This is a genomic window from Nocardia sp. NPDC058480 (assembly GCF_042720495.1).
Lineage (GTDB): Bacteria > Actinomycetota > Actinomycetes > Mycobacteriales > Mycobacteriaceae > Nocardia.
The window spans coordinates 115,325-139,735 of sequence record NZ_JBHXMN010000012.1; the positions used below are offsets into that span (position 1 = coordinate 115,325).

Sequence of the window (24,411 nt, forward strand, 5' to 3'; positions counted from 1 at the left end):
GATCGAGAAATGGCCAGGCCGAGAAAGTTCGATGAGCAGGCTGTGCTCACTGCCGCGAGATCGAGTTTCTGGCGCGATGGCTATGCGGCCACGTCGGTCCAGGACCTGACGGACGCCACCGGGGTCGGGACGCAGAGCCTGTACGGGGCATTCGGCAACAAGCACGACTTGTTTATCCGGATTCTGGAGGACTATTGCGCCCGTCAGTCCGCTGGGCTCGAGGCTGCCCTGGCTGCCGATCCGAGCCCATGGCACGGACTCACCTCGGCGGTCACCTTCGAGGACGGCGGCCGCCTGGATCTTCCACCGCAAGGCTGCCTGATGGCCAACAGTGCAGCGGCGCTGAGCTCACAAGACGAGCAGGTCAGAGCTATGGCCTGCCAGGCATACGCCGGGACGCTCGAACTGTTCGTTCGGCAGATCACCCTGGCCAAGGAGGCGGGTGAAATCGATGCAGGCGTCGATGCGGAACAGACAGCCCGCGCACTGATCGCTGTCATGCAGGGGATCGAGTTCCTGCACAAGTCAGGCATCGGTGCGGACGAGTTGCGTCATGCGAAGAGCGCGGTACTGCAGCTGATCGACCGCGCCGTCTGCGCTGACGACTCACACAGCCGCTGACACCATTCACCGGGAAGGCATCGTGACAACAATCGGCATCATCGGCGCAGGCGAGGTCGGTAGCCAGATCGCCCGTGCGGCCATCGCGAACGGCTACAAAGTCGTCATCGCCAACTCGCGCGGACCCGAGACCCTCCACGACTTGATTGCCGAACTCGGCCCATCAGCGCGCGCCGCGTCTGCGCCCGAGGCCGCGGCGGCCGGTGAATTCGCCGTGGTGGCCGTCCCGCTCAGGCTGATCAACAACATGCCCGTCGACCAGCTCGCGGGAAAGGTTGTCCTCGACACGAACAACTACATGGCTTGGCGTGACGGCCGGTTCCCGGTTGTCGAATCAGGCGGGAAGACCGTTCACGAGCTGCGCCAGGATCATCTACCGGCATCCAAGGTGGTCAAGGCTTTCACGCATATCCAGGCTCCCCGCATCACCACCGCGGGTCGACCCGCGGGGGCGCCGGGGCGGCTGGCGTTGTCGGCGTCGAGCGACTTTCCCGAGGCGGTGGATCTCGTGACCCGACTGTACGACCAGTTCGGCTTCGACACCGTCGACAACAGCCCGCTCAGCGAATCCTGGCGCAGTGGTCCCGGCCAGCCCGCTTGGGTCGCGCACGAGTCCCAGACTCGTGCGGAGCTGATCGCCAACCTCGCCGCCGCGCAACGAAATATCGTGATCTGACGGCTGACTCGGCGCCGACGAAGATTTTGGTGGCGAACTTTTGGCATCTGCTCGGTGACGACCCGATCCAGCAGATGTAACGAACGAAGCTCCTGACCGTATGACCTGGTCAGGAGCTTCGTTGTGGTGCGCCATCAGGGACTTGAACCCCGAACCCGCTGATTAAGAGTCAGCTGCTCTGCCAATTGAGCTAATGGCGCGTGTCTTTGTTCTTTGCCCCGTCTCCGGTGCGGAACAAACATTAGCAGGCCGTGGGCCGGAAAGTGAAATCGGGCTCTGACCAGCAACAATGCGGCATGTCTGGCGTTGTTAACGCCAGCGGCCTCTGTACGTATCTAACGATTGTGACTTGGTCGTGTCGCGGGGTATTTCCCGTTGGAACCGGCCGGGCCAGCTGGCAGAATGGGCGAGACGTCGAGTTCGTAACGCCCCCCGCTCACACGGATGGCTCTAGCGATTCGGGTCGGTGGGATCTGCGGCGCACTGTAATCGCGTCGGTACGGAAACGGGGTTGACATGAGTAAGAAGCGGGGGCGACCTCGGTCGCTACGGACGATCGTTCCGGTGGTGCTGCTGGCGGTGTTCGCCCTCGGGGCGTCGGCGTGCTCGGCGGCGGAGGGTGCCGGTGTGGAGGTGGCGATCGATCGCAACCCTCTCGCCGAGCTGATCAAGCCGAAGCTGGTCTCGACCATCAAGGACGGGCAGGTCGGCGTCTCGCCCGGCATGCCGATGGCCTTCCAGGTCGAAGACGGCAAGTTCACCGACGTCACGCTGACCAATCAGCAGGGCAACGCGGTGGCAGGCCAGCTGGCCGCGGACGGCCGCTCCTGGTCGACCGCCGAGGTGCTCGGCTACGGCAAGACCTACCAGCTCAAGGCCTCGGCTATCGGGCTCGGTGGCGCGAACTCCTCGACGATGAGCTTCACCACCAGCTCGCCGAACAATCAGACCAAGCCGTACTTGATGCCCGGCGAGGGCGAGGTGGTCGGTATCGGTCAGCCGGTGGCGATCCAGTTCGACGAGAACATCCCCGATCGTCGTGCCGTGCAGGAGGCCATCAAGATCACCACCGAGCCTGCTGTCGAGGGTGCCTTCTACTGGGTGAACAATCGCGAAGTGCGGTGGCGCCCAGAGCATTACTGGAAGCCCGGCACCAAGGTGACGATCGATGTGAACGTCTACGGCAAGGACCTGGGTAAGGGCCTGTTCGGCCAGGACAACATCCACTCGTTCTTCACCATCGGCGACGCGGTGATCTTCACCGCCGACGACAACACCCACCAGGTGACCGTGGAGCGCAACGGCGAGGTGATCATGACCATGCCCACCTCGATGGGTAAGGACAGCACGCCCACCGACAACGGCATCTACATCGTCAGTGACCGGCACGAGAAGATCATCATGGATTCCTCGACCTACGGTGTGGCGGTGAACTCGTCGGACGGGTACCGCACGCCGGTGGACTACGCGACGCGAATCTCCTACAGCGGCATCTTCTTCCACTCGGCGCCGTGGTCGGTCGGGCAGCAGGGCTACTCCAACGCGAGTCACGGCTGTCTGAATCTGAGTCCGGCGAACGCGCGCTGGGTGTACGAGAACGCCAAGCGCGGCGACATCACCGTCATCAAGAACACGGTCGGCGGCACCCTGTCCGGTGTCGACGGGCTGGGCGACTGGAACATCGCGTGGCCGGAATGGAAGGCGGGCAACGCCGACGCTCCGTAGGCGCGCGACACACGAAAAACGAAGGGGCACCGGAAGTTTCCGGTGCCCCTTCGTTGTGCCTGTGGCCCTCTCAGGCCGGTGTGGGGAGCTCGCTGCAGTCCATCATGGCCTCGCCCGCGACGGCGAGCGCGCTGCCGAAGGCACCGCACAGGATGCGTCCGCCGAACAGCAGACGGTCGAGGTTGGGCAGGCCGGCCGAGCCGGTGCCGGAGGAGCCGGTGGTCTCGAGGCCGGTGGTGGAGCCGCTCTGCGCCGAACCGGATTCGGGCTGATCGCTCGGCAGGGCGAAGTCGCCGATGGGGGTCTCCGCCGTGAAGTCGGTGAGGGGCAGGCCGGGCGAGGCTGCCGCGGTACCCGCGACGGGCCCGAGCACGGTGGCGGCCGCGAGGATGGCGACGACGGTGGAACGCTTCATCAAGGGGTCTTTCCGGTCGAGCGCTGACGCTATGGCGAGATCTGCCCCACATCTGGGCAGCGGTCCAAAGTGTAGCGGTCAAACGTGACGTTCGTCATGGTGGTGCGAGTTATCCGGCCGTAGCGAGGCCGGGCTCGTCGCGGTGGATCTCCGACGCGACGCTCAGGTGGTCGACGACGACCCTGCGGGCGCCGCAGCGGCAGCGCTGATAGGCCACGAGGCCCTCGCTGGTCCGGTGGCGAGACTCGATCTGCCAGGAGTGTGCGGGGTGGCTGTTCATGATTCGAGTCTGATGTAATGGCATTGTGCATTACAACCATTACGGGCGGGAGCCGGTGCTGCTCGGCGTCGACTTGCTCAATGATCCGTGTGCGAGCGCCGCGGAGTTGGCGCGGCGCTGTGCGGCGGCGGGTTTGGTGCTGCCCGCACCGGTGTCCGACGGTGATCTCGCGTCGGTGACGGCCTTTCTGGGGCGCTGGCGCGGCGTGGTGGAATGCGTGGACCGTACCGAGCGCGCGACGCGGCTCAACGTGTTGCTGGCCGAGTACGCGTCGGCACCCCGCCTGACCGACCATGTGGGCGACGGTTGGCACCTGCATTTCCGGGACCCTGGGGTGGCGACGGACCGTCGGATCGCGGCACTGATCACCGTCGGCACCGCCTTGCACTTGACCGGGTTGGGGATGGATCGCCTCGGCGCCTGCGCGGCGGACGGGTGCTCGCAGGTGTACGCCGACACCTCGCGCAACGGCAGACAACGCTTCTGTAGCCCGACCTGTGCGAACCGGTCGGCCGTCCGACGTCACCGGGCGAACCGCGCCTCCGCCTGACAGTCGTCCGGCGGAGGTCACTCCCTGGCGCGCCCTTCGTCGTCGCGGCGAACAATCCGAACTCGCGATGACGGCCTGTGCGGCCGACACGCTCGACCCGCGCCGTCGGCTGTGGACGGCACGGGTCGGCGGTCAGCCAAGGACAGGGAAGTTGGCGCGCAAGACGTTTCGCGGGTCGCGGGCCTGCTTGATCTCGCGGAGGCGGTCCAGAGTGACTGTGTCGAAGGCGGCCGCGGCCGATTCGCCCGGGGCGAGGAAGGTGTACGGCTTCTTGCCGGTGACGTGGGCGCCGAGGTTGTCGACGATGGTGCCGAAGGCCGCCTTGACATCGTCGATCAGGTGGGGGAGCCCGAGGCCGAGTAGATAGAGGGCGTAGGGCTCGGTGAGCGGGCCACGGGCGCCGTGTTCGCGGGTGGTTTCGGCGATGGCGCCGCCGAGGCCGCGGATCTGGATATTGAGCAGGGGCGCGACCGGGGCGGCGATGAGCGTTTTGACGACCGCGTCGCCCAGATCGGTGAGTAGTTCGCCGCGCGACAGCGAAGGGCTGGGGTCGGTGGGTTCGGCGGTGATGGTGCCGATCTGGTCGGGGGTCATGGTGGTGCGGGTGTCGGCGAGCGCGCCGGTGATGGTGTCGAGGCGGTTGGTCAGTTCACGGCCTCGTGCCTCGTCGCCGAGATAGGCGAAGTCGATGGCGACAGTCGGTGCGACGCCGGGGATCTGGTAGCGCTGCAGCCACACCGACAGTTCCGGCGGCGCGTCGGTGGTGAGTTCGGTGAAGACGTCGAACACGTCGCGGGTGCGCTCGGCCGACCAGCTCACCCGGCCGCCGTAGAGCTGTGGCAGTTCGAACAGTTCGATCTCGAGCGCGGTGACGATCGCGAAGTCGCCCCCGCCGCCGCGCAGCGCCCAGAACAGCTCGGGGTCGGCGTCGGCGCTCACCCGGCCGCGTCGGCCGTCGGCGTCGACGATCTCGAACGCGCGGACCGCATCGGCCGCCCAACCGTGTTTGCGGGCCAGCCAGCCGAAGCCGCCGCCGAGGGTGTATCCGGTGACACCGACCACGGGGTTGCTGCCTGCCAGGCCGCTCAGGCCGTGCGCGGCGGCCGCGTGCTGGATGGCGCCCCACTGGGCGCCGGAGCCGATGCGGGCCACCCGCCGGGCCGGGTCGATGTCGACGGTGTCGAGGCGGCCGGTGCGCACGAGGATCGCGTCGTCGATGTCGCCGGTCGCGCCGTGGCCGGTCGGTTGGGTGAGGACCGTACGACCCGCTCTGTTCGCGTAGCGCACGACGTTCGCGAGGTCGTCGGCGTCGGCGACCTCGACGACGGCGGCGACCGACTGGGCGATCGCGGTGTTCCAGGGGCGGGCGGCGAGGTCGAAGGCGGTATCACCCGGCAGGAGAACGTTTCCCCGGATATCGGTACGCAGGTCGTTGATGCTCATAACCAATAGACGATGTGGGGGCGGCGAGTGTGACATGCTTGAAGAAAGCGAGAAGGCCCGGTCCTGGGGACCGGGCCTTCTCTTCGGGGTGACCGACGGGACTCGAACCCGCGACATCCAGGATCACAACCTGGTGCTCTACCAACTGAACTACGGTCACCATCACCGGTGAATCACCGGCGCCGTCGATATTAGCGTGTGTGTAGTGTCAACCCCTAATCCGCTGGTAGATGGCTCGAACCGGTGACATCCACGGCCTCGGTGGCTTCCTGCGCGGCGGCCGCGATCTCGGTGGTGGAGGGTCCGGGCAGCGGTACGAACGCGGTGCGACGGTAGTACTCGAGTTCGCGGATGGATTCCTTGATGTCGGCCAGCGCGCGGTGGGCCAGGCCCTTCTCCGGCTGACCGAAGTAGATGCGCGGGTACCAGCGGCGGCACAGTTCCTTGATCGAGCTCACGTCGACCATCCGGTAGTGCAGGTGCGCGTCGAGTTCGGGCATGTCGCGGGCGATGAAGCCGCGATCGGTGCCGATGGAGTTACCGCACAGCGGCACCGTGCGCGCGGTGGGCGCGTACTCGCGGATGTAGTCGAGTACCTGCTGCTGGGCCTGCTCGAGGGTGACGGTGGAACGCCGAACCTCTTCGGTCAGACCGGATTTCGCGTGCATGGTGGCGACGACCGGTGGCATGCAGGCCAGGGCGGCGTCGTCGGCGTGGATGACGATGTCGACACCGTCACCGAGAATGTTGAGGTCGCTGTCGGTTACGAGCGCGGCGATCTCGATCAGCTTGTCGCTGTCGAGACGGAGCCCCGTCATTTCGCAATCCATCCAGACCAGGAGTTTGTCTGACACGGGAGTCACCCTAACGGTGGGTCCGGCAACCTGGTCGGCAGGTGTGTCGCGCGGGCGAGGCGGGCGGGGTTTGCCGCCCGACATCCGTGGATGTTCGCCGCCCAGGTGACCGGCCCGGATACAGTTTGCCTGGAATTCCCCGCAGATGTTTCGAGCATTTCTTGCGTACGTGCCAGTGAGCAGACGGAGGACGCGCGAATGACCACCCCACAGGAGAAGGCGGCAGCGGCACGCAAGGCGGCCGAAGACGCGGCCCGGGTTGCCGCCGAGGCCATGGCCGCCGCGGAGGCCGCCGAGCGGGAAGCCCAGGCGGCGAGCGAGGAACCAGCCACCACGGCGGACGGTAGCGAATCCGCCACGAAGCCACCGGCATCCGGCGATCCGAAATCCGCAGGCGCGGTCGCGGAGATCGCCGCGGGCTACGCCTTCAGCGGTCCTGCGCTGGAACTCGGCACGGTGATGGTCGACGGAGTAGCCGATCCCGCTGCGCGCGTGCGTATTCCGCTGCGGATGATGAACCGGCACGGACTCGTCGCCGGCGCGACGGGCACCGGCAAGACCAAGACCTTGCAGGGCATCGCCGAACATCTTTCCCGCGCGGGCGTTCCCGTGGTGATGGCCGACGTCAAGGGTGATCTGTCGGGCCTGAGCGAGCCGGGCGCCGACACCGAGAAGATCCGGGCGCGCGCGGCGGAGACCGGTGCGACCGACTGGGCGCCTGGCGCGTTTCCCACCGAGTTCGTCTCGCTCGGCACCGGCGGCATCGGGGTGCCGATCCGGGCGACGATCACCTCGTTCGGCCCGATCCTGCTCAGCAAGGTGCTCGGCCTCAACGACACCCAGGAATCGACGCTCGGCCTGATCTTCCACTGGGCAGATCAGCGAGGCCTGGCCCTATTGGATCTGAAGGACCTGCGCGCGGTTATCACCCACCTGACCAGCCCCGAAGGCAAGGAAGACCTCAAGGGCATCGGTGGTGTGTCCTCGCAGACAGCGGGGGTGATCCTGCGGTCACTGGTGAATCTGGAAGCCGAAGGTGGCGATACCTTCTTCGGCGAACCCGAACTCGACCCGGCCGATCTGCTGCGCACCGCGGGCGGGCTCGGCGTGATCACGCTGTTCGAGCTCGGTCAGCAGGCGGCGCGGCCCGCGCTGTTCTCGACGTTCTTGATGTGGGTGCTGGCCGATCTGTTCCAGACGTTGCCCGAGGTGGGTGACGTCGACAAGCCCAAGCTGGTGTTCATCTTCGACGAGGCGCACCTGCTGTTCGCCGAGGCGTCCAAGGCGTTTCTGCAGCAGGTCGAGCAGACGGTGAAGCTGATCCGGTCCAAGGGCGTCGGCGTGTTCTTCTGCACCCAGTTGCCCACCGACATCCCCAACCCGGTGCTCTCCCAGCTCGGCGCCCGCGTCCAGCACGCCTTGCGCGCCTTCACCCCCGACGATCAGAAGGCGCTGTCCAAGACGGTGCGGACGTACCCGAAGTCGTCGGTGTACGACCTGGAAGAGGCACTGACCTCGCTCGGCACCGGCGAGGCGATCGTCACCGTCCTCTCCGAAACCGGCGCACCGACGCCCGTCGCCTGGACCAAGATCGCGCCACCGCGCTCGCTGATGGACACCATCGGCGAGGACGCGATCAAGTCCAAGGCGCTGTCGAGCGCGCTGCAGGGCAAATACGGGCAGAGCATCGACCGGGAATCGGCCTACGAGATGCTGCTGGCCAGCGTGGCCGCCGCCGATCCAGCGCCCGAGGCCCCGCAGGCGCCCGGCCGATCGCAGGCACCGCAGGACGAGGACTCGGCGGCCGAGCGGATGATGAAGAACCCGGCGGTGAAGAGCTTCCTGCGATCAGCGGCGAGTGCCGCCGGTCGCGAGATCAGTCGCAGCATCTTCGGCACCCGGCGGCGCTAGCGGGAGGTCGGTTCGCGTCAGCTGCTGCCGAACCAGCCCCAGGGGAACCAGTTGTTTCCGCCGCGGCCGCGGTCGCAGCGGTCCCAGTCACGGTCGTTCCAGTGGTTGCGGCCGTACCAGTCGTTGTCACAGCGATGCCCGCGGTCGCGGTCGCAGTAGTCGTAGTCCCGGTAGTGCCGGTCGTCGCACCGTGGGCGGTTGGTCTGTACCTGGTCTGGCGCGGCTGCGGGCAGGGCGGTCACGGGCGCCGCCACTGTGATCGGAAAGGTGACCGCCATACCGGCCACCGCCAAGCTCATGAGCAGTCGGCGCAGGCCGACCTCGCGTGTTCTGTTGGTCTTCATGGCTACCTCTTCCGGCGCGCTCGTCACCGGACTCAACGCACCGTCGGTCGAGTTGGTTGATTTTCCCCGACCCATCTGATACTAGGCGCGCGATGGGTGCCGCCACCAGACCGGTGGCGGCGGTAACCCGGCTTATTCCAGAATTTCGCGCATCAGCAGATCGGCGGTTGTCTCGCGGCGCAACAGCTGGGTGGCGCGGCCGGCGGCGACGGCGACGATCGGCGGCCTGCCGACGGTGCTGTAGGTCGAGGCCAGCCCGTGATGGTAGGCGCCGGTGCAGGGCACGGCGAGTATCTCGCCCGGCCGCAGATCGGCAGGCAGGCGCACGTCGGTGGCGATGAGCTGCCCGGATTCGCTGTGCTTTCCCGCGATGGACGCCCTCAGCTGCGCGCCGGTCGGATGCCGATTGACGACCACCGCGCCGCTGTGTCCGCCACTTCGACCGCAGCCACCGCCGTCGACGATCACCCGGGTGCCGCCGTCGGTGGTCTCGGTGACGGCCAGCACCCGATACAGGGTGACACCCGCCCTGGCGACGATCGCCCGTCCTGGTTCCATCGTGAGCACGGGACGGGGGAAACGGTGCCGCGCGCAGCCGGCATCCAATGCGTCATCGAGGATGTCGGCGAGGTCGTGCAGGTTCAGTTCCGCGTCGCCGCTGCGATAGGCCACCGCGTGCCCGCCGCCGATATCGAGGTGGGACAGCAGCAGGCCGTATTCGTGGTCGATCCAGGACATCTCACCGATCATCCGGCGGATCGCCTCGCCGTAGTGGTCGGGGTTGTGGATCTGCGGGCCGAGGTGGCAGTGCAAGCCGACGAGCTGCAGATTGCACCTACCCGCGATCCGGGCGACAGCGGTCTCGAACGAACGACTGCCGAGCGGGAAGCCGAACTGGTCACCACCGGGAACGTCGATCCCGGTGGCGACCCGGAGCAGCACCTGCTGCGGTTGGGTCGCCAAGGCAGTGAGCAGCGTGATCTCGGTGAGCGAGCCGACCACGATGCGGCCGACACCGGCGCGCACGGCGGACTTCAGTTCGTCGAGAGTTTTGCCGTTGCCGTGCAACACGATCCGGCGCGGATCGATGCCCGCGGCGAGCGCGACCGATAACTCACCGCTGGAGCCCACCTGCACCGACAGACCCTCGTCGGCGACCCAGCGCGCCACCGCGCCGACCATCAGCGCGGTTCCCGCGTACACGATCTCGGCCTCGGGGAAGTGCTTGCGGTAGGCGCGGCAGCGCTCGCGCACCTCGGCTTCGTCGACCACCTGGACGGGGGTGCCGAACTGATCGGCGATATCGGCGAGCGCCACCGCGCCGAGGGTGATCCGGCCGTCGGGGTCGTAGTGGGTATCGGCCGGCCAGACCGCGGGATCGAGCCGCGGCACGGTGGTCGCACGCAACGACGGGAAGATGTCGAGCAACGTCACGGTGGTCTCCTGGGGACGCTCCCCGCGTTCGGAATGGCGGGGCCGACTCAAGAAATACGCCGTTTCCGGACCGCTGAACTCGGTGTTTACGGGTCCTTGACCACCAGCGGGGCCTTCCTGACGGGTTGCTGACAGGCCAACCCGTCAGGCGGGGCTCAGCTGCCGAGCTTCTTGTAGAACGCGCCCGCGACCGGGGCGGTCAACGCGCGGGGGCCGTAGTTACCCGCCACGCTCATGCCCTTGCTGATGAGGCCGGGGACGATGCGCATCTTGTTGCGGGCCAGCGCGTCGATGGAGACCTTGGCGGTGTATTCGGAGGACACCCAGAGGAAGTCAGGGACCATCTTGTCGACGATCGACTGATCCTCGGGGGCGGGGATTTCGGTGCGCACCGGGCCGGGGGCCAGCAGGGTGACGTTCACGCCGCTGCCCTTGAGCTCACCGCGCAGCGACTCCGAGAAGGTGTTCGCGAATGCCTTCGACGCCGCGTAGGTCGCGTTGTTCGGGATCGGCATATTGCCCGCGGCCGAACCGCTGATCAGGATCCCGCCCGCTGTGCGCTCGATCATGCCGGGCAGCACGGCCAGGGTCAGGTCGTGCACGGCGGTGGCGTTGAGCTCCATCTGCATGCGCTCGTAGGCGAAGTCGAGTTCGGCGACCGGGCCGAAGGTCGCGACACCCGCGTTGTTGCAGAGAACAGCGATATCGCGGACCGCGAGCTCGTCGACGAGGCCGGCCCGCTGCGTGCGATCGGCCAGGTCGACCGCGCGGACCTCGGCGGTGATGCCATGGGCCAGGGTCAGCCGCTGGGCCAGTTCGGTGAGGATCTCACCGCGGCGCGCGACCAGGATCAGCGAATAGCCGCGCCCGGCCAGTTCGGCGGCCAGCGCGGTGCCGATGCCGGAGGACGCGCCGGTGACGACGGCACGATTGTCTGCAGTGGGGGAGGGCAAGCTCACGAGGGGAGTTTAGGGGATCGCCGGAAACCGGGCCCCCGGCAATAGCATGAGTGACGCCATGACCACTGACTCGACGCAGCCGCGCACCGGGCAAGAAGTGCCGCTGCTGCTCGGCACCGAACCACCGCGCACCTTCGGATTCGCCGATCAGGCCGACCGCTGGACCGATGCGGGGTGTGGGCCGTGCAGCGTGGGCGGGCGTTGCGGTGGCTGACGCGCAGGTGTTCGGGATGGGTGATGACCCGTTGGCCGAACCGACATGGCCCGCGCTGACCGAGGACGAGATCGCTCGCGCTGTCGGCGCGACGTGGAGTGAGTCGGCGCTCTGCGCGATCGAATGGCGTGGTGCGCGGCCGCTGTCGTCGACGGTGGGTGTGCGGTTGGACGATGGCGAGCGGCTCGTCGTGAAGCGAATGCCGATGCGATTGCGCGATGGCGTGGCGCTGGCCGAGGAGCACCGGTTCATGGCGCATCTGCGCGAGCGCGGGATTCCGGTGCCCGAAGTCCGAGCCGCCATGGGCGACGGTGGCTCGGACGGGTTCATCTACGAGGTCCATCGTGTCGGCTCCGGGTACGACCGCTACCGCGCCGACTTCTCCTGGTCGCCTTATCGCGACGCCGACGACGCGCAAGCCGCGGGCGCGATGCTGGCCCGATTACACCGCGCCGCAGCAGGTTTCGACGCACCGGCTCGCCCGGCCCGCCCACTGATCGCGACCATGCACGACGACGTGATCTCCGCGTTCGAATGGCACATCGCCCGCCGTCCCTCGGTCGCCCGGTTCCTCGGTGAAAGGGACTGGCGCGCTGAGGTTCCCGGGCAGTCTGTCGACCTCACCGGCGTCGCTCCGATGTGGACGCATGGGGACTGGCACGGGACCAACCTGCTGTGGGAAGACCACGAGGTGACCTCGGTGCTCGATTTCGGGCTAGCCGACCGCACGACCGCTGTGTTCGACCTCGCCACCGCCATCGAACGCACTGCGGTCGACTGGGTTTCGCTGCGCGACGGCGGTCCCGCGAATATTCGCGAGGACCAGATCACCGCGCTGATCCAGGGGTATCGATCCGTGCGATCACCCTCGATCGCCGAGCAGAACCTGCTTCCCGACCTGCTCCCACTGATCCACATCGGCTACGAACTCTCCGAGATCGACTACTTCCTCACCGTCGCCCACGACCCACGCAACGCCGAAATCGCTTACCACGACTGGCTTCTCGGACATCTGCGCTGGTACGAAGCAGCGGAGGGTCGCGAACTATGTCATGTGATACGCGACCTTTCCCTGCGCTGACTGCCCGGCACCACCACGTCCGTGCCGACCGTATTCCCAACCACACCCACAAACTCCAAGTCCGCCATGACCGCACTGCCAGCCCCGCACGACCCGAGGAGGGTCCCGCCGCGCAGCGGCGGTAGCGGCCCGGCCGCGAGTTAGCCGCCGTTGCGTCCGCGGCGCCGCCGGCCGGAGCGGGGGCTGAGGCGCGGGCCGGCGGGGCCGCGCGCGCCGCCCCCGCCCCGCCGCCGCGGGGCGCGCCCGCGCCCCCCCCCCCCCCCCCCCCCCCGGCCCCCCCCCCCCGCGGCCCTCAGGGGCCGCGCTCGAGCGCGCCAGCGCTCCTACAACACAGCGGCCAGGCGGGTGCCCTGGTCGATCGCGCGCTTGGCGTCGAGTTCGGCGGCCAGGTCGGCGCCGCCGATGAGGTGCAGGTCGACGCCCGCGGCGCGCAGGGGTTCTTCGAGCTCGCGCACGGATTCCTGTCCGGCACAGACGATCACATTGTCGACCTCGATCACCCGCGGGTTCTCGTGCTTCTCACCGAAGCTGATGTGCAGGCCCGCGTCGTCGATGCGGTCGTAGTTCACGCCGCCGACCTGCTCGACACCCTTGGCCTTGAGGGCCGCGCGGTGCACCCAACCGGAGGTCTTGCCGAGGTCCTTGCCGAACGGGGTCGACTTGCGTTGCAGCAGTACGACATCGCGGGCCGCGGGGGAGGGCTTGGGCTTGCGGAGCTGGCCGGGAACCTGCTCGTTCTCGGAATCGACGCCCCATTCCTCTTTCCACTCGTCGAGCTTGAGCGTGGGATGTCCTTCGACAGTGAGGTATTCGCTCACGTCGTAACCGATACCGCCCGCGCCGATCACCGCGACCTTCTTGCCGACCGGCTTCTCCTCCTTCACCAGTTCGGCGTACGAGAGCACCATCGGGTGGTCGATACCGGGGATGTTGGGGATGCGCGGGCGCACACCGGTCGCCAGGATCACCGAGTCGTACTTGCCCGCGATCAATTCCTCAGCGCTGACCCGCTTTTCGAGATGCAGGGTGACGCCGGTGAGGTCGATCTTGCGGCGGAAGTAGCGGATCGACTCGTCGAACTCCTCCTTGCCCGGGATGCGGCGGGCGATGTCGAACTGGCCGCCGATCTTGTCGTCGGACTCGAACAGGTCGACGTGATGGCCACGCTCGGCCAGACTCACCGCGGCCGACAGACCGGCCGGACCCGCACCAACGACGGCAACCCGCTTGGCACGGCGAGTCGGCAGCAGGTTGAGGGTGGTCTCGCTGCCCGCCCGCGGGTTGACCAGGCACGACACCTTCTTGTTGCCGAAGGCGTGGTCGAGGCAGGCTTGATTGCAGGCGATGCAGGTGTTGATCTCGTCGGCACGGTCACCCTTGGCCTTGTTGGCCCATTCGGGGTCGGCCAGCAGCGGGCGGGCCATCGAGATCAGCGCCGCGTCGCCACGAGTCAGGATCTCCTCGGCGATCTCGGGCATATTGATGCGGTTCGACGCACAGACCGGGATGTTCACCTTGCGCGCGATCTTCGCGGTGAACTCCACGAACGCCCCGCGCGGCACCGAGGTGACGATGGTGGGCACCCGTGCCTCGTGCCAGCCGATATCGGTATTGAGGATATCGACACCGACAGCCTCCAATTCCTGTGCCAGGGCGACGATCTCGTCGAAGGTCTGCCCCTTCTCCACGAGTTCGGCCATCGACAACCGGAACACGATGATGAAATCGGGGCCCACTTCGGCCCGGATGCGCCGGGCGATCTCGACGGGCAGCCGACGGCGGTTCTCCGGTGTGCCACCCCATTTGTCGGTGCGCTTGTTCACCCGCGGGGCGAGGAACTGGTTGAGGAAATAGCCCTCACCGCCCATGATCTCGCAGCCGTCGTACCCGGCGAACTTGGCCAGGCCCGCGCAGCGCGCGTAATCGTCGATGGTGCGCTCGACACCCTTCGACGACAATGCCCTCGGCTTGAACGGGTTGATCGCGGACTTGATCGCCGACGCCGAAACACTGGTCGGCATATAGGAATAACGTCCCGCGTGCAGGATCTGGATGGCGATCTTGCCGCCCTCGGCGTGCACCGCCTTGGTGATCGTGCGATGCCGGTAGGCCTCGGTCTTGTTGGTGAGCTTGCCGCCGAGCGGCAACAGCCAACCGGTGCGGTTGGGGGCGTAGCCGCCGGTGATGATCAGGCCGACGCCGCCACGGGCCCGTTCGGCGAAGTAGGCGGCCAGCTTGTTGGTGTCCCAGGCACGGTCTTCCAGACCGGTGTGCATGGAGCCCATAACCACACGGTTGCGCAGCGTGGTGTGGCCGAGGTCGAGTGGCTCGAACAGATGGGGATAAGCAGTCATGGGCGGTCTTCACCTTTTCGCGGTCGCAGGGCCTGCAGTACTTCGTCGCACCATTCGAGGTAGCCGGATTCCGCGCGGATGCCCGCGCGAAGCACCAGATACTGGTGCAGAGCGGTGCCGGAGAGCTGGTCCGGCGCCGGGAAGAATTTCTTCTCGCTGAGGCGGTACTCGTCGAGGCGCTGGGCGTGCTGCGCGCGATGGCGCGCCACCTCGGCGCAGATGGCATCGATGTCGCCGTACGCGGCGGCGCGGATCTTCACACCCAGTTCGTCGCGGGCGGGGGTGGCGTCGGTGGGTTCGGCGAGCCAGCGGGCGATCTCGGTCCGGCCGGCCGGCGCTACCGAGTACACCTTCTTGTCGGGCTTGCCCTGCTGGGTCACCGATTCGACGGTGACCCAGCCAGAGGACTCCATCCGCTTGAGCACCCGGTATATCTGCTGGTGGGTGGCACTCCAGAAGTAGCCGATCGACTTGTCGAATCGACGTGCGAGCTCGTACCCCGACCCGGCCCGCTCGGTGAGCGAGACCAGTAGCGCGTGCTCCAATGCCATGGCACGAGGATATCTGGAACGCTGGGTACTATGCAACCAGGTTCATATGAACTTCTGGCGCGGATGTAATTGACGGCGTGGGTGTTGGTTCGCCGTTCCTCTTCGGCGGAGACATGGTGCGCGCGTTATCGGCGGCGTATGGGTCTGATCGCCGTTACTCTTCGGCCTATGACCGAGGTGAACGCGGCCGAAACCGTTGGCGAGGCGGCCGGGCGCGGGCAGGTGCTGGCATGGGGGCTGTGGGACTGGGGGTCGTCGGCGTTCCAGGCTGTGACGCTGACCTTCGTGTTCTCGGTCTATCTCACCGACAAGGTGGGAGACGATCTGCCGGGCACGACACCGGCGAGTGCTTGGCTCGGCTGGGCGCTGGCGGGGGCAGGGCTGGTCGTCGCGCTGACGGCGCCGGTCTGCGGGCAGTACTTCGACGCGGTCGGCTCACGTAAACGGGCATTGGCGACCTTGACGGCGCTGACGGTCGGCGCGATGTCGCTGATGTTCTTCGTCCGCGACGACTACCACGATCTCTGGCTCGGCTTGGCGCTGCTCGCGTTCGCCTCGGCCACCTTCGAGCTCGCCGGCGTGCCCTACAACGCGATGATGCGGCAGGTGTCGACCCCGGCCACGGTCGGCCGGGTCTCCGGATTCGGTTGGGCGATGGGCTATTTCGGTGGCATCGTGCTGCTGCTGATCTGCTACGCGGGATTCCTCGCCGGTGACGGTGACACCCGCGGTCTGCTCGGGATGCCCACCGATCAGGGCCTCAATGTCCGGCTCGTCATCGTGCTCGCGGCGGTGTGGTTCACCGTGTTCGCGCTGCCGGTGCTGTTCGCGGTGCCGGAGATGCCGCGCACCGGTGCCGACCCCGGCGCGGCGAAGGTCGGCTTCCTCGGTTCCTACCGGGTGTTGTGGCGCGACGTGCGCGTGCTGTGGGGTCAGGATCGGCACACGGTCTATTTCCTGCTGGCCAGCGCGGTGTTCCGGGACGGACTGGCGGGCGTGTTCACCTTCGGTGGAGTGCTCGCGGTGACGGTGTACGGATTCGCCGACGCCGATGTGCTGCTGTTCGGGATCGCCGCGAATGTCGTCGCGGGGGCGGCCGCGGTGTTGGCCGGGCGGTTCGACGACCGGATCGGGCCAAAGCGGGTGATCGTGGCGTCGCTGGCGGGGATGCTCGCCTGCGGTGTCGCGCTGCTGTTGGTGTCGGGCTCGACGATGTTCTGGATCTTCGGGCTCGCGCTCACCGTGTTCGTCGGTCCCGCGCAGGCTTCGGCGCGTTCGTTCCTGGCGCGACTCGCACCGCCGGGACGGGAAGGTCAGCTGTTCGGCCTGTACACCACGACCGGCCGAGCGGTGTCGTTCCTGGCGCCTGCCCTGTTCGGTGTGTTCGTCTCTGTTTTCCACAGCGACCGCGCCGGAATCGCCGGACTGCTCGTCGTGCTGGCGGTCGGTCTGCTGGTACTTCTCCCGGTGCGCGCGCCGTCGCGTGCGGTGTCCGCCGGGATGTGAGGCGTCACTGATAGGGCGTCATCGAGTTGTGTGAACGCCCGTACTCTGAGTTCAGTCCGCGTTTTTGGGTAACCAGCCTGCGATACCCAAAGCGATCAGACGCATCTGCATGACGGTGCGCTCCACGATCGCCGATTCCTCACGGGGGGTGGACGCGACGAACGCGGCAATACCGTCGGTAACGGTGGTGACGAGCAGATCCGCGGCGATCTCCAGCTCGGTGGTGCTCCATGAATCCAGTGCACGCAGGCGCGAGAGATCGGCGACGATCTCGCGCACGATCAACTGCATCTCCATCGCGATCGCCTGACGCAGCGGGGCAGGCCCACCGTGACGCTCGCGAATGAGGAAACCGAACAGTGCGCGTTTGACGCGTACCTGCTCGAAGACGAAGCGGACCGTATCGGCCAGATGGGCGTCCGGCTTGCGCCTGACCTCGCGCAATGCCAACCGCAGTGCGGTGACGCCCTCGTCGACGATCGTCGCGCCGAGGTCGTCGAGCGAGGCGAAGTGGCGGTAGAAGGCGGTCGGCACGATGCCCGCCGAACGGGCGATCTCGCGCAGGCTCAATGCCGCGAATCCGCGCTCCGAGGCCAAGGTCAGGGTGCCGTCGAGGAGAGCCGCGCGGGTATGCGCTTTGCGCTCGTTGCGGGTTCCTGCCTGCTCAGTCACATCGGTGAGCATACATCCGTTCACCATAGCGGCCTTCGTCATTATGTTGTCCGCCTCACATCATTGCCGGTTGACAGTGGCCCGGGGTCGTCAGGCACACTGGTGAGTGTACAGACGTGCACTGAAATTCGAAGCGCGTCTAAGGACTTCCCGTACCGCGCAAAAAGGGGCAACACGACATGGTGGGACTGATCGATCTGGTGCAGACGTTGACCACGCCGCACCCGCTGGACCGGTACCTGGAGCTCGTCCGCCCTGGGCTCACCGCTCGGGAGTTGCGCGCCGAGGTCACCCATGTCTCGCACGCGGTGCCCGGCTCGGTGACGCTCACCCTGCGCGCCTCGCGGCAGTGGCGCGGCCACGCCGCCGGTCAGTACGTGCAGATCGGTGTCTCGATCAACGGCGTGCGCCACACCCGCTGCTACTCGCCGATCGACCCGGAGAGCCGCGGCGAGCGCTACCTGCAGCTCACCGTCAAAGCCCACCCGGGCGGGCTGGTGTCGAACTACCTGCACGCCAACGCGAAGCCCGGCATGATCGTCGACCTGGCGCCCGCCTCCGGTGTGTTCCACCTACCCGAGCAGCGACCCGACAAGGTGCTGCTGGTCAGCGGCGGCAGTGGCATCACGCCGGTACTGTCGATGCTGCGGACCCTCGACGCCGAGGGTTACCGCGGGCAGGTCACGTTCCTGCATTACGCCCGACAGCCCGAGATGGTGCCGCATCGGGCCGAACTGTCCTCGATCGCGCAGCGCCGCGCCAACTTCCGCATCGAATACCGCTACCCGGTCGAGCCGGGCACGGTGATCGACGGTGAAACCTCCACCGGCAGTGGATTCTTCGACTACGACGAGCTCGAGCGGGTCGCGCCCTGGTTCGCCGACGCGCAGACCTTCGTCTGCGGGCCGCCGCCGCTGATGCGGGCCGTGCAGACGATCTTCGCCGCCGAGGGCCTCGAAGATCGGGTGCTCAGTGAGGAATTCACGCTCACCACGATCCCGACCGATCCGTCCGAGGCCACCGGCACCATCACCTTCTCCGACAGCGACGTCGCCGCCGACAACACCGGAGCCTCGCTGCTCGAACAGGCCGAAGCCGCGGGCCTGACGCCGCTGCACGGCTGCCGGATGGGGATCTGCTTCACCTGCACCGCGACCAAGCTCTCCGGCTGCACTCGCGACCTCCGTACCGGTGAGCTCAACGCCGATCCCGACAAGCAGATCCAGATCTGCATCAACGCTCCTGTCGGCGACGTCGACATCGCCCTCTAGATCACACCGACCAACCACAAGGGGAGATATAGCCATGACGATCCTCACCGAAGGCAAAGACGGCCCGGTCATCCTGAGCCCGGAGCAGGTCGAAGAACTCGGCGCCGCGCTCGACGCGATCCGTGCCCGCGTCGTCGACGACCTCGGCGAACGCGACCGTGACTACATCTACAACATCATCAAGACCCAGCGTGGCTTCGAGATCGCCGGCCGCGGTCTGATGTACCTGGGCTTCCTGCCGCCGTTCTGGCTGGCCGGTGTCGCCGCGCTCGGGGTGTCGAAGATCCTCGACAATATGGAGATCGGCCACAACGTCATGCACGGCCAGTACGACTGGATGCGTGAGCGCGGCATCAACTCCCGCGAATTCGACTGGGACACGGTCTGCCCGGCCGACCAGTGGAAGCACTCGCACAACTACATGCACCACACCTACACCAACATCGTCGACATGGACCGCGACATCGGTTACGGCATCCTGCGAATCGACCCCGCGCAGAAGTGGAACCCGTACTACCTGGGCAACCCGCTCTACGCGTTCCTGCTGATGACCTTCTTCGAGTGGGGTGTGATGCTCCACGACCTCGAGGCCGACAACATCATCAAGGGCAAGCGCAAGTGGTCCGACCTCAAGCCGCTGCTCAAGGGGCAGGGCAAGAAGGCGGGCAAGCAGGTCCTCAAGGACTACGTGATGTTCCCGGCGCTGACCGGTCCGCTGTTCCTGCACACCCTGGCAGGCAACGCGGCGGCCAACCTGGTGCGCAATGTGTGGACCTACTCGATCATCTTCTGCGGTCACTTCCCATCGGGTGTACAGACGTTCTCCAAGGACGAGACCGAGGTCGAGACCCGCGGTGAGTGGTACGTGCGGCAGATGCTCGGCTCGGCCAACATCAAGGGCTCGCGGCTGTTCCACATCATGTCGGGCAACCTGTCGCACCAGATCGAGCACCACCTGTTCCCCGATATCCCGGCAAACCGGTACCCGGAGATCGCGCCCGAGGTGAAGGCGCTGGCCGAGAAGTACGGCCTGCCCTACAACACCGGCCGTTTCTCCAAGCAGATCGGGTCGGTCTGGGCCAAGATCTTCCTGCTCTCGGTGCCGGATCGTTTCGTCAAGAGGGCGCCCGAGCCCGGTGTTATCGTTATGCGTAATCGGAAGGCAACCGAAGTGGGCGTGTAATGGTCGGCAAATTCGAAAGCAATAAGGATCTGGTCCAGGAACTGACGTCATCCGGTGCCCAGCGGGTGGGCAAGATCGCCACCCTGATCACCGGAACCGTCGCCGAGGTTGCCCGGGAGATCGGTGAGTTCGTCACCGACGCGATCGAGATGAAAGAAGCCGCGGCCGCTGCTCGTCGCGATGCGGCGCAGGACCGGGCGGAGGCCGAGTTCGCGAAGGAGCGGGTCGTCGAGACCGACACGGTCGACCTCGACGCTCCGGCCGAGGGCGAGGTCGGCGCGGCGCCCTTGTTCGCCGAGCCGGGCGACAAGGCCTGAAGGTTCACCACACCGGCAGCCGCCTGCGGCGTTCGGTGACATCGGTGATCAGATCCCGGTAGCCGTCGGTCAATTCGGCAAGACGACACCACTGCAGATGGGTGCGAGCCTCCCGCTGCCGTGGTGTCGTCGTCGTTGGTGCCGGTCCGGCCATGGCCTGCTGGGCGGCAACCCATTTCGCGGCCATCCGGTCGATCACCGCGCCGAGGGTCTCGGTGTGCAGCGAGGCGCCGTCGCGGTGTTCGACATGAGCGGCGACCCAGTCGTCGATGCGGGCGATCAGCGCGTTGCGGTCGTTGTCGATGTCGTCGACCAGGCGCCCGCACGCCGCGCCCGTGCTGCTCGACGCGGCGGGGTCGCGTGCCTGCTCGAGGACTCTGCGCCGACGATCGTGGCAGTTCGCGAGCCCGCTGGCCGCGTCGAGAACCCGGTGTCGCGTCGGGTCGGGGTGATCGGTTTCCAGAAAAGCCCGCAACAGTGCCGAGGGAGTCGGCAGTTGTGCGGCATCCAGACGATGGCCGTGATCGATCGGCATGGTGGTTGCCCCCCTGATAACGCACTTGTGCATGGATACGCCAGAGCCGAGGAGGATGTATGGGGGTGCACTCCCCGGCACCGGCGTAGCCCCGCCCGGACGTCGACAAGAGTCCGCGACGCTGCGGGTGGAGAAGACGGCCCGGGGAAAATCGGGACCCTTTCAGGAAAGCGCGATCCGGCCGTGGCGCGCAATAGTATGGTGTACAAACTCGGCGGTCGGTGGAAATTGTTATCCACCATTACGGCCGGGTGTCCCCGCGAGCACTCCCCGGTAACCGCGGTGGCACATTTCCGGCAATCATTTCGGCGCCGAATGCACTAACCTAGATAATTGTGCCCGCCTACGTGTCCTCGCCAGAGCTGACCTTCGGGTTCCTGTTCGCCCTGGAATCCCCGGAGCGCATCGCCGATGTCGTGCGCGGCCTCATGGAACGTCATGTGGTGTCGGTGTTCCGGCTCGCGCGCCTGTCCGACGACGACGGCCCACCGGAGCGCTACGTCGTGAACTGGACTGCCATCCCGCAGATTTCCATCACCACCGGAGCCCCGGACGACGAGGACCTGCGCGCACAGCGGATCATGCTGGTCAACGCCTTCCTCGGCGAGGGCGGCGAGGTGAGCATGTACGCCGGACACCCGGACGGATCGAGCTGAACTCAGCGAGTCGACTCGTAGATCCGCCGGACCACGTCCTCGATATCGGGTTCCTCGATCGACAGATCGCGCACCTGCGCCCGGTCCGACACCGCCGCCAGTAAAGCCGCCGCGGTGGTCTTCTCGGCGTCGAAGGCCAGGCGCTGGCGCATCCCGCCCGCCTCGCTGGACAGTAACTGGGCCCCGCACGGCAGATCGTCGAGATCCGGTGTGGGAGCGGCCAGGTCGACCACCAGCACCCGGCGTGCACCCACGGTGGCGCCCAGCCCGGTCAGTGAACCGTCGTACACCAGCCGGCCGTAATCGACGACGAGCACCCGATCACAGAGCCGTTCGATATCGCCCATATCGTGGGTGGTGAGCAGCAGCGTGGTGCCGCGCTCGATGCGTTCGGCGCGCAGGAACTCACGTAATCGCTGTTTGGACAGCACATCGAGCCCGATCGTCGGCTCGTCCAGGATCACCAGCTCCGGCGAATGCAACAGTGCGGCTGCCACTTCCGCGCGCATGCGCTGACCGAGCGAGAGCTGGCGCACCGGGGTGTCGAGGGTATCGGCCATTTCCAGCTGTTCCACCAGTTCGTGTGTCCGCTTGTCGGCGATGTCGGGATCGAGTCGATGGATGGCCGCCAGGATCGAAAACGACTCGTGCAGTGGCAGATCCCACCACAGTTGCGAGCGCTGCCCGAACACGACACCGATGCGCGAGGCGAGTTCCTTGCGCTGGCGCACCGGTTCGAGGCCGCAGGTGCGCACGGTTCCGGTGGTCGGCACGAGGATGCCGGTGAGCATCTTGATGGTCGTCGACTTGCCTGCGCCGTTGGCACCGATATAGCCGACCGCCGAGCCGCGTTCGATCCGGAAACTCATCCGGTCGACGGCGGTGATGGTGTCGCGATGTCGGCGCCAGCGGCTGCCGTTCTTGCGGTAGACGGTGAACTGCCGGGTGAGGTCATCGATATCGATGATCGGTTCCCGGTTCTCGTGCTCGTCCATCTGCTATCCCCCTCCTCCCTGATAGTGCCTCGTACCGATCCGCCATGCCGCCGATGCGAGCAGCCACACCCACGCCGCGGCGAGTGGCGTGAGCCACGCCGACCACGCGGGCAGCAGAGCGGGCCCCGGCAGTCCGAGTAGCGCGATGGTCGGCACGTACGCCGTGAACGCGACGGGAATCGCGAACCCGAACAACAGTTTCAGCGGTGTCGGGAACACCGAGGCCGGCTGCATCGCGGCGAACGAACCGCCGTAGGTGAAGCTGTTGGTGAGCTCGGCACCGTCGATCAGGAAGAACTGTAGTCCGGCTGCGCATACGAAAAGGCCACAGAACAGCGCGATTCCACTGATCAGGGTGATCACGATCAAGGTAACCGGGGCGATGCCCCAGTCGATATCGTTGCGCCACAGCCCGATCCCGAGCACGATCACCGCCACCGCGGCCCGCGCGAGTCTGCGTAACGAGATATCACTGGTCACCAGCTGCAACAGCAACGGTTGTGGGCGAAGGTGATAGGCGTCGAGGGTGCCCATGCGGATCATCGACGGCAGCGAATCCAGATGCCCGACCGCGACCTGGGCCAGCGCGAACGAGGTGTTGGACAACCCGAACAGCAGCAGCGCCGCGTCGACATCGAGGCCGCCGAGTGTGCCGACATTGTGAAAGATCACCCACACCTCGCCGAACTCGACCAGGCCGATCAGGAAGGCGCTGAACACCTCGGTGGCGAACGAAAGGCGGTACACCTGCTGTGCTTTCACACGCGAACGCAATACTGCGAGATAGGGAGTGAACCAGGTCCCGGCAACAACGCGCGCGGAATCCGGTTCAGCCACCCTGTACCTCCAGCCTGCGTTGTCCCGCTCGCAGCAACACCCTGCCGAGCAGTCCGATCACCAGCACCCAGAAGCCTTGTATCGCAACGATGATCAAGGCATCCCACCCGGCGGCCCGCCCTGACAGCGTATCGATCGGGGCCTGCAGGATGGAGGGAAACGGCGTAGACATGGCGACCAAACGCAGCCAGTCGGGGAACATGTGCACCGGGACGAAAAGCCCGGCCAGAAACGTTCCGACGATCTGGTACAGCACCCGGATGCCGCGGATCTCGACCACCCAGAACCCGACCAGCGCCACCGCGAACAGGCAGAGAAACGACAACGCCACCGCGAGCAGCACACTGATCAGACCGAGCAGATAGGCCACCGGCGTGCTCGGCATCGACAAGCCGAAGGTGGCAGCGCCGATGGCGATGCTCGGTACTCCGCGGGGCAGGATCGTGCAGGCGGCGCGACCCATGTCGGTGGCCAGGTAGCCGAGTTGCACGTCGATCGGGCGCAGGAAATCGATCGCCACGTCACCGGTCTTGATCCGGTCGACGAGGTCGATCTGCGGTCCCATGAACTGGGTGGCGCCGAGCAGTGCCTGCGACAACCACACATAGGCGCCGATGGTTCCCTCGTCGTATCCGCCGAAATCGCCGGCGGAACGCACCGCCGCGACCATCACGGCCGCGCGAACGAAACCGAACACACAGTTGGTGAACAGCCCGGCGAACATCGCCAGCTTGTACTGCGCCTGCCGCTTGAATCCCGCCCGCGCCAGCGTCCAATACACCCGGAAAGCCCCAGGCTTACGACGACGCCGCACCGCGAAAGCAAGCCCACCATCCCCCGCCACATTGCCCCGCACAATCAGTCAACTCTAGGCCGATCACCACGAATCAGGACGAGAACGGCTCGGATCGCTGGTGCTCGCCGCGCGCAGAGCTACCGGGACATGCTCAGTCCTTGGGGAAGCCCGTCGCGAACAAGATCGCGATGGCGACCGAGCTGACCACGGAGCTGGCAAGGATGATCCACA

Annotated in this window: 26 protein-coding genes and 2 tRNA genes; 12 read left to right on the forward strand and 16 right to left on the reverse strand. The window is 66.7% G+C overall.

Annotation, left to right across the window (positions count from 1 at the left end; genetic code table 11):
- The first annotated feature begins 9 nt into the window (after positions 1-9).
- Together ACFWO8_RS25005 and ACFWO8_RS25010 are read left to right on the forward strand one after the other, a co-directional pair.
- Complete coding sequence (locus ACFWO8_RS25005) at positions 10-621, forward strand: TetR/AcrR family transcriptional regulator (RefSeq protein ID WP_378963484.1); 612 nt, start codon at positions 10-12, stop codon at positions 619-621.
- Positions 622-643: 22 nt separating this feature from the next.
- Positions 644-1,297 carry an NADPH-dependent F420 reductase gene (locus tag ACFWO8_RS25010; RefSeq protein ID WP_378963485.1) on the forward strand — a complete coding sequence of 218 codons (654 nt, stop codon included), beginning with the start codon at positions 644-646 and terminating at the stop codon, positions 1,295-1,297.
- A gap of 124 nt (positions 1,298-1,421) precedes the next feature.
- On the opposite strand, the gene ACFWO8_RS25015 is transcribed toward ACFWO8_RS25010, so the two are convergent.
- A tRNA-Lys gene (locus ACFWO8_RS25015) sits at positions 1,422-1,497 on the reverse strand.
- A 316-nt stretch (positions 1,498-1,813) separates the two neighbouring features.
- Between ACFWO8_RS25015 and ACFWO8_RS25020 the strand changes: the two genes are divergently transcribed.
- Positions 1,814-3,022: an Ig-like domain-containing protein gene (locus ACFWO8_RS25020; protein WP_378963486.1), complete on the forward strand. Its 1,209-nt coding sequence runs from the start codon at positions 1,814-1,816 to the stop codon at positions 3,020-3,022.
- Positions 3,023-3,092: 70 nt separating this feature from the next.
- Here the strand turns inward: ACFWO8_RS25020 and ACFWO8_RS25025 are convergent, their stop codons facing one another.
- Complete coding sequence (locus tag ACFWO8_RS25025) at positions 3,093-3,437, reverse strand: hypothetical protein (RefSeq protein ID WP_378963487.1); 345 nt, start codon at positions 3,435-3,437, stop codon at positions 3,093-3,095.
- A 109-nt stretch (positions 3,438-3,546) separates the two neighbouring features.
- Positions 3,547-3,717 carry a hypothetical protein gene (locus ACFWO8_RS25030; protein ID WP_378963488.1) on the reverse strand — a complete coding sequence of 57 codons (171 nt, stop codon included), beginning with the start codon at positions 3,715-3,717 and terminating at the stop codon, positions 3,547-3,549.
- Between the two features lie 25 nt (positions 3,718-3,742).
- Here ACFWO8_RS25030 and ACFWO8_RS25035 point away from each other — a divergent pair, with 25 nt between their 5' ends.
- The gene (locus ACFWO8_RS25035) at positions 3,743-4,267 is read left to right on the forward strand and encodes a CGNR zinc finger domain-containing protein (protein WP_378963489.1); all 525 of its coding nucleotides are present in this window, start codon (positions 3,743-3,745) and stop codon (positions 4,265-4,267) included.
- A gap of 132 nt (positions 4,268-4,399) precedes the next feature.
- Here the strand turns inward: ACFWO8_RS25035 and ACFWO8_RS25040 are convergent, their stop codons facing one another.
- The 3 genes from ACFWO8_RS25040 to orn all read right to left on the reverse strand — a co-directional run bounded on the left by ACFWO8_RS25040 (position 4,400) and on the right by orn (position 6,564).
- Positions 4,400-5,710 carry an FAD-binding oxidoreductase gene (locus ACFWO8_RS25040; RefSeq protein WP_378963490.1) on the reverse strand — a complete coding sequence of 437 codons (1,311 nt, stop codon included), beginning with the start codon at positions 5,708-5,710 and terminating at the stop codon, positions 4,400-4,402.
- Between the two features lie 87 nt (positions 5,711-5,797).
- Positions 5,798-5,870 (reverse strand) — tRNA-His (locus tag ACFWO8_RS25045).
- A 55-nt stretch (positions 5,871-5,925) separates the two neighbouring features.
- Entirely contained in the window at positions 5,926-6,564 is a 639-nt protein-coding gene (gene orn, locus ACFWO8_RS25050) for an oligoribonuclease (RefSeq protein ID WP_266298291.1), read from the reverse strand.
- 198 nt (positions 6,565-6,762) lie between these two features.
- On the opposite strand from orn, the gene ACFWO8_RS25055 reads away from it, so the two are divergent.
- Positions 6,763-8,475 carry a helicase HerA-like domain-containing protein gene (locus tag ACFWO8_RS25055; protein ID WP_378963491.1) on the forward strand — a complete coding sequence of 571 codons (1,713 nt, stop codon included), beginning with the start codon at positions 6,763-6,765 and terminating at the stop codon, positions 8,473-8,475.
- A 17-nt stretch (positions 8,476-8,492) separates the two neighbouring features.
- On the opposite strand, the gene ACFWO8_RS25060 is transcribed toward ACFWO8_RS25055, so the two are convergent.
- The 3 genes from ACFWO8_RS25060 to cmrA all read right to left on the reverse strand — a co-directional run bounded on the left by ACFWO8_RS25060 (position 8,493) and on the right by cmrA (position 11,212).
- A complete protein-coding gene (locus ACFWO8_RS25060; RefSeq protein ID WP_378963493.1) occupies positions 8,493-8,819 on the reverse strand; it encodes a hypothetical protein in 327 nt (108 codons plus the stop codon).
- 132 nt (positions 8,820-8,951) lie between these two features.
- A complete protein-coding gene (locus ACFWO8_RS25065; RefSeq protein ID WP_378963495.1) occupies positions 8,952-10,253 on the reverse strand; it encodes a diaminopimelate decarboxylase family protein in 1,302 nt (433 codons plus the stop codon).
- Between the two features lie 155 nt (positions 10,254-10,408).
- Positions 10,409-11,212, reverse strand: a complete 804-nt coding sequence (cmrA, locus tag ACFWO8_RS25070) for a mycolate reductase (protein ID WP_378963496.1) — start codon at positions 11,210-11,212, stop codon at positions 10,409-10,411.
- A gap of 58 nt (positions 11,213-11,270) precedes the next feature.
- On the opposite strand from cmrA, the gene ACFWO8_RS25075 reads away from it, so the two are divergent.
- Both ACFWO8_RS25075 and ACFWO8_RS25080 read left to right on the forward strand, forming a co-directional pair.
- Complete coding sequence (locus ACFWO8_RS25075) at positions 11,271-11,426, forward strand: hypothetical protein (protein ID WP_378963497.1); 156 nt, start codon at positions 11,271-11,273, stop codon at positions 11,424-11,426.
- A 16-nt stretch (positions 11,427-11,442) separates the two neighbouring features.
- Positions 11,443-12,507, forward strand: coding sequence for a phosphotransferase enzyme family protein (locus ACFWO8_RS25080; protein WP_378963498.1), 1,065 nt, complete (start codon positions 11,443-11,445; stop codon positions 12,505-12,507).
- 323 nt (positions 12,508-12,830) lie between these two features.
- Here ACFWO8_RS25080 and ACFWO8_RS25085 read toward each other — a convergent pair whose 3' ends face one another.
- Positions 12,831-14,861, reverse strand: coding sequence for an FAD-dependent oxidoreductase (locus tag ACFWO8_RS25085; RefSeq protein WP_378963499.1), 2,031 nt, complete (start codon positions 14,859-14,861; stop codon positions 12,831-12,833).
- Positions 14,858-15,412 carry a PadR family transcriptional regulator gene (locus ACFWO8_RS25090; RefSeq protein WP_378963501.1) on the reverse strand — a complete coding sequence of 185 codons (555 nt, stop codon included), beginning with the start codon at positions 15,410-15,412 and terminating at the stop codon, positions 14,858-14,860. Before ACFWO8_RS25090 ends, ACFWO8_RS25085 begins: the two co-directional genes overlap by 4 nt.
- A 168-nt stretch (positions 15,413-15,580) precedes the next feature.
- Between ACFWO8_RS25090 and ACFWO8_RS25095 the strand changes: the two genes are divergently transcribed.
- Positions 15,581-16,918, forward strand: coding sequence for an MFS transporter (locus ACFWO8_RS25095; RefSeq protein ID WP_378963502.1), 1,338 nt, complete (start codon positions 15,581-15,583; stop codon positions 16,916-16,918).
- 51 nt (positions 16,919-16,969) lie between these two features.
- On the opposite strand, the gene ACFWO8_RS25100 is transcribed toward ACFWO8_RS25095, so the two are convergent.
- Positions 16,970-17,617, reverse strand: a complete 648-nt coding sequence (locus tag ACFWO8_RS25100; protein ID WP_378963558.1) for a TetR family transcriptional regulator — start codon at positions 17,615-17,617, stop codon at positions 16,970-16,972.
- 152 nt (positions 17,618-17,769) lie between these two features.
- Here ACFWO8_RS25100 and ACFWO8_RS25105 point away from each other — a divergent pair, with 152 nt between their 5' ends.
- The 3 genes from ACFWO8_RS25105 to ACFWO8_RS25115 are packed head-to-tail and all read left to right on the forward strand — an operon-like array spanning position 17,770 to position 20,361.
- Positions 17,770-18,861: a ferredoxin reductase gene (locus ACFWO8_RS25105; RefSeq protein WP_378963504.1), complete on the forward strand. Its 1,092-nt coding sequence runs from the start codon at positions 17,770-17,772 to the stop codon at positions 18,859-18,861.
- 34 nt (positions 18,862-18,895) lie between these two features.
- Positions 18,896-20,044 carry a fatty acid desaturase family protein gene (locus ACFWO8_RS25110; protein ID WP_378963505.1) on the forward strand — a complete coding sequence of 383 codons (1,149 nt, stop codon included), beginning with the start codon at positions 18,896-18,898 and terminating at the stop codon, positions 20,042-20,044.
- The gene (locus ACFWO8_RS25115; RefSeq protein ID WP_378963506.1) at positions 20,044-20,361 is read left to right on the forward strand and encodes a hypothetical protein; all 318 of its coding nucleotides are present in this window, start codon (positions 20,044-20,046) and stop codon (positions 20,359-20,361) included. The genes ACFWO8_RS25110 and ACFWO8_RS25115 overlap by 1 nt, the downstream gene beginning before the upstream one ends.
- A 4-nt stretch (positions 20,362-20,365) precedes the next feature.
- Here the strand turns inward: ACFWO8_RS25115 and ACFWO8_RS25120 are convergent, their stop codons facing one another.
- Entirely contained in the window at positions 20,366-20,896 is a 531-nt protein-coding gene (locus ACFWO8_RS25120) for a DUF4254 domain-containing protein (RefSeq protein ID WP_378963507.1), read from the reverse strand.
- 335 nt (positions 20,897-21,231) lie between these two features.
- On the opposite strand from ACFWO8_RS25120, the gene ACFWO8_RS25125 reads away from it, so the two are divergent.
- The gene (locus tag ACFWO8_RS25125) at positions 21,232-21,552 is read left to right on the forward strand and encodes a hypothetical protein (protein WP_378963508.1); all 321 of its coding nucleotides are present in this window, start codon (positions 21,232-21,234) and stop codon (positions 21,550-21,552) included.
- Between the two features lie 2 nt (positions 21,553-21,554).
- Here the strand turns inward: ACFWO8_RS25125 and ACFWO8_RS25130 are convergent, their stop codons facing one another.
- From ACFWO8_RS25130 to ACFWO8_RS25140, 3 genes are all read right to left on the reverse strand, one after another.
- Complete coding sequence (locus ACFWO8_RS25130) at positions 21,555-22,547, reverse strand: ATP-binding cassette domain-containing protein (RefSeq protein ID WP_378963509.1); 993 nt, start codon at positions 22,545-22,547, stop codon at positions 21,555-21,557.
- A 3-nt stretch (positions 22,548-22,550) separates the two neighbouring features.
- Positions 22,551-23,309, reverse strand: coding sequence for an ABC transporter permease (locus ACFWO8_RS25135; protein WP_378963510.1), 759 nt, complete (start codon positions 23,307-23,309; stop codon positions 22,551-22,553).
- A 67-nt stretch (positions 23,310-23,376) separates the two neighbouring features.
- Positions 23,377-24,240 carry an ABC transporter permease gene (locus ACFWO8_RS25140; RefSeq protein WP_378963511.1) on the reverse strand — a complete coding sequence of 288 codons (864 nt, stop codon included), beginning with the start codon at positions 24,238-24,240 and terminating at the stop codon, positions 23,377-23,379.
- Positions 24,241-24,411: the final 171 nt, after the last annotated feature.

Bases quoted from the DNA above. Each gene is read 5' to 3' on its own strand.
- ACFWO8_RS25080 (WP_378963498.1), top strand. From the start codon at position 11,443: ATGGGTGATGACCCGTTGGCCGAACCGACATGGCCCGCGCTGACCGAG.
- ACFWO8_RS25085 (WP_378963499.1), bottom strand. From the start codon at position 14,861: ATGACTGCTTATCCCCATCTGTTCGAGCCACTCGACCTCGGCCACACC.
- ACFWO8_RS25025 (WP_378963487.1), bottom strand. From the start codon at position 3,437: ATGAAGCGTTCCACCGTCGTCGCCATCCTCGCGGCCGCCACCGTGCTC.
- ACFWO8_RS25095 (WP_378963502.1), top strand. From the start codon at position 15,581: ATGACCGAGGTGAACGCGGCCGAAACCGTTGGCGAGGCGGCCGGGCGC.
- ACFWO8_RS25090 (WP_378963501.1), bottom strand. From the start codon at position 15,412: ATGGCATTGGAGCACGCGCTACTGGTCTCGCTCACCGAGCGGGCCGGG.
- ACFWO8_RS25055 (WP_378963491.1), top strand. From the start codon at position 6,763: ATGACCACCCCACAGGAGAAGGCGGCAGCGGCACGCAAGGCGGCCGAA.
- ACFWO8_RS25120 (WP_378963507.1), bottom strand. From the start codon at position 20,896: ATGCCGATCGATCACGGCCATCGTCTGGATGCCGCACAACTGCCGACT.
- ACFWO8_RS25030 (WP_378963488.1), bottom strand. From the start codon at position 3,717: ATGAACAGCCACCCCGCACACTCCTGGCAGATCGAGTCTCGCCACCGG.
- ACFWO8_RS25060 (WP_378963493.1), bottom strand. From the start codon at position 8,819: ATGAAGACCAACAGAACACGCGAGGTCGGCCTGCGCCGACTGCTCATG.
- ACFWO8_RS25110 (WP_378963505.1), top strand. From the start codon at position 18,896: ATGACGATCCTCACCGAAGGCAAAGACGGCCCGGTCATCCTGAGCCCG.
- ACFWO8_RS25115 (WP_378963506.1), top strand. From the start codon at position 20,044: ATGGTCGGCAAATTCGAAAGCAATAAGGATCTGGTCCAGGAACTGACG.
- ACFWO8_RS25020 (WP_378963486.1), top strand. From the start codon at position 1,814: ATGAGTAAGAAGCGGGGGCGACCTCGGTCGCTACGGACGATCGTTCCG.
- ACFWO8_RS25075 (WP_378963497.1), top strand. From the start codon at position 11,271: ATGACCACTGACTCGACGCAGCCGCGCACCGGGCAAGAAGTGCCGCTG.
- ACFWO8_RS25100 (WP_378963558.1), bottom strand. From the start codon at position 17,617: ATGGTGAACGGATGTATGCTCACCGATGTGACTGAGCAGGCAGGAACC.
- ACFWO8_RS25130 (WP_378963509.1), bottom strand. From the start codon at position 22,547: ATGGACGAGCACGAGAACCGGGAACCGATCATCGATATCGATGACCTC.
- ACFWO8_RS25105 (WP_378963504.1), top strand. From the start codon at position 17,770: ATGGTGGGACTGATCGATCTGGTGCAGACGTTGACCACGCCGCACCCG.
- ACFWO8_RS25040 (WP_378963490.1), bottom strand. From the start codon at position 5,710: ATGAGCATCAACGACCTGCGTACCGATATCCGGGGAAACGTTCTCCTG.
- ACFWO8_RS25005 (WP_378963484.1), top strand. From the start codon at position 10: ATGGCCAGGCCGAGAAAGTTCGATGAGCAGGCTGTGCTCACTGCCGCG.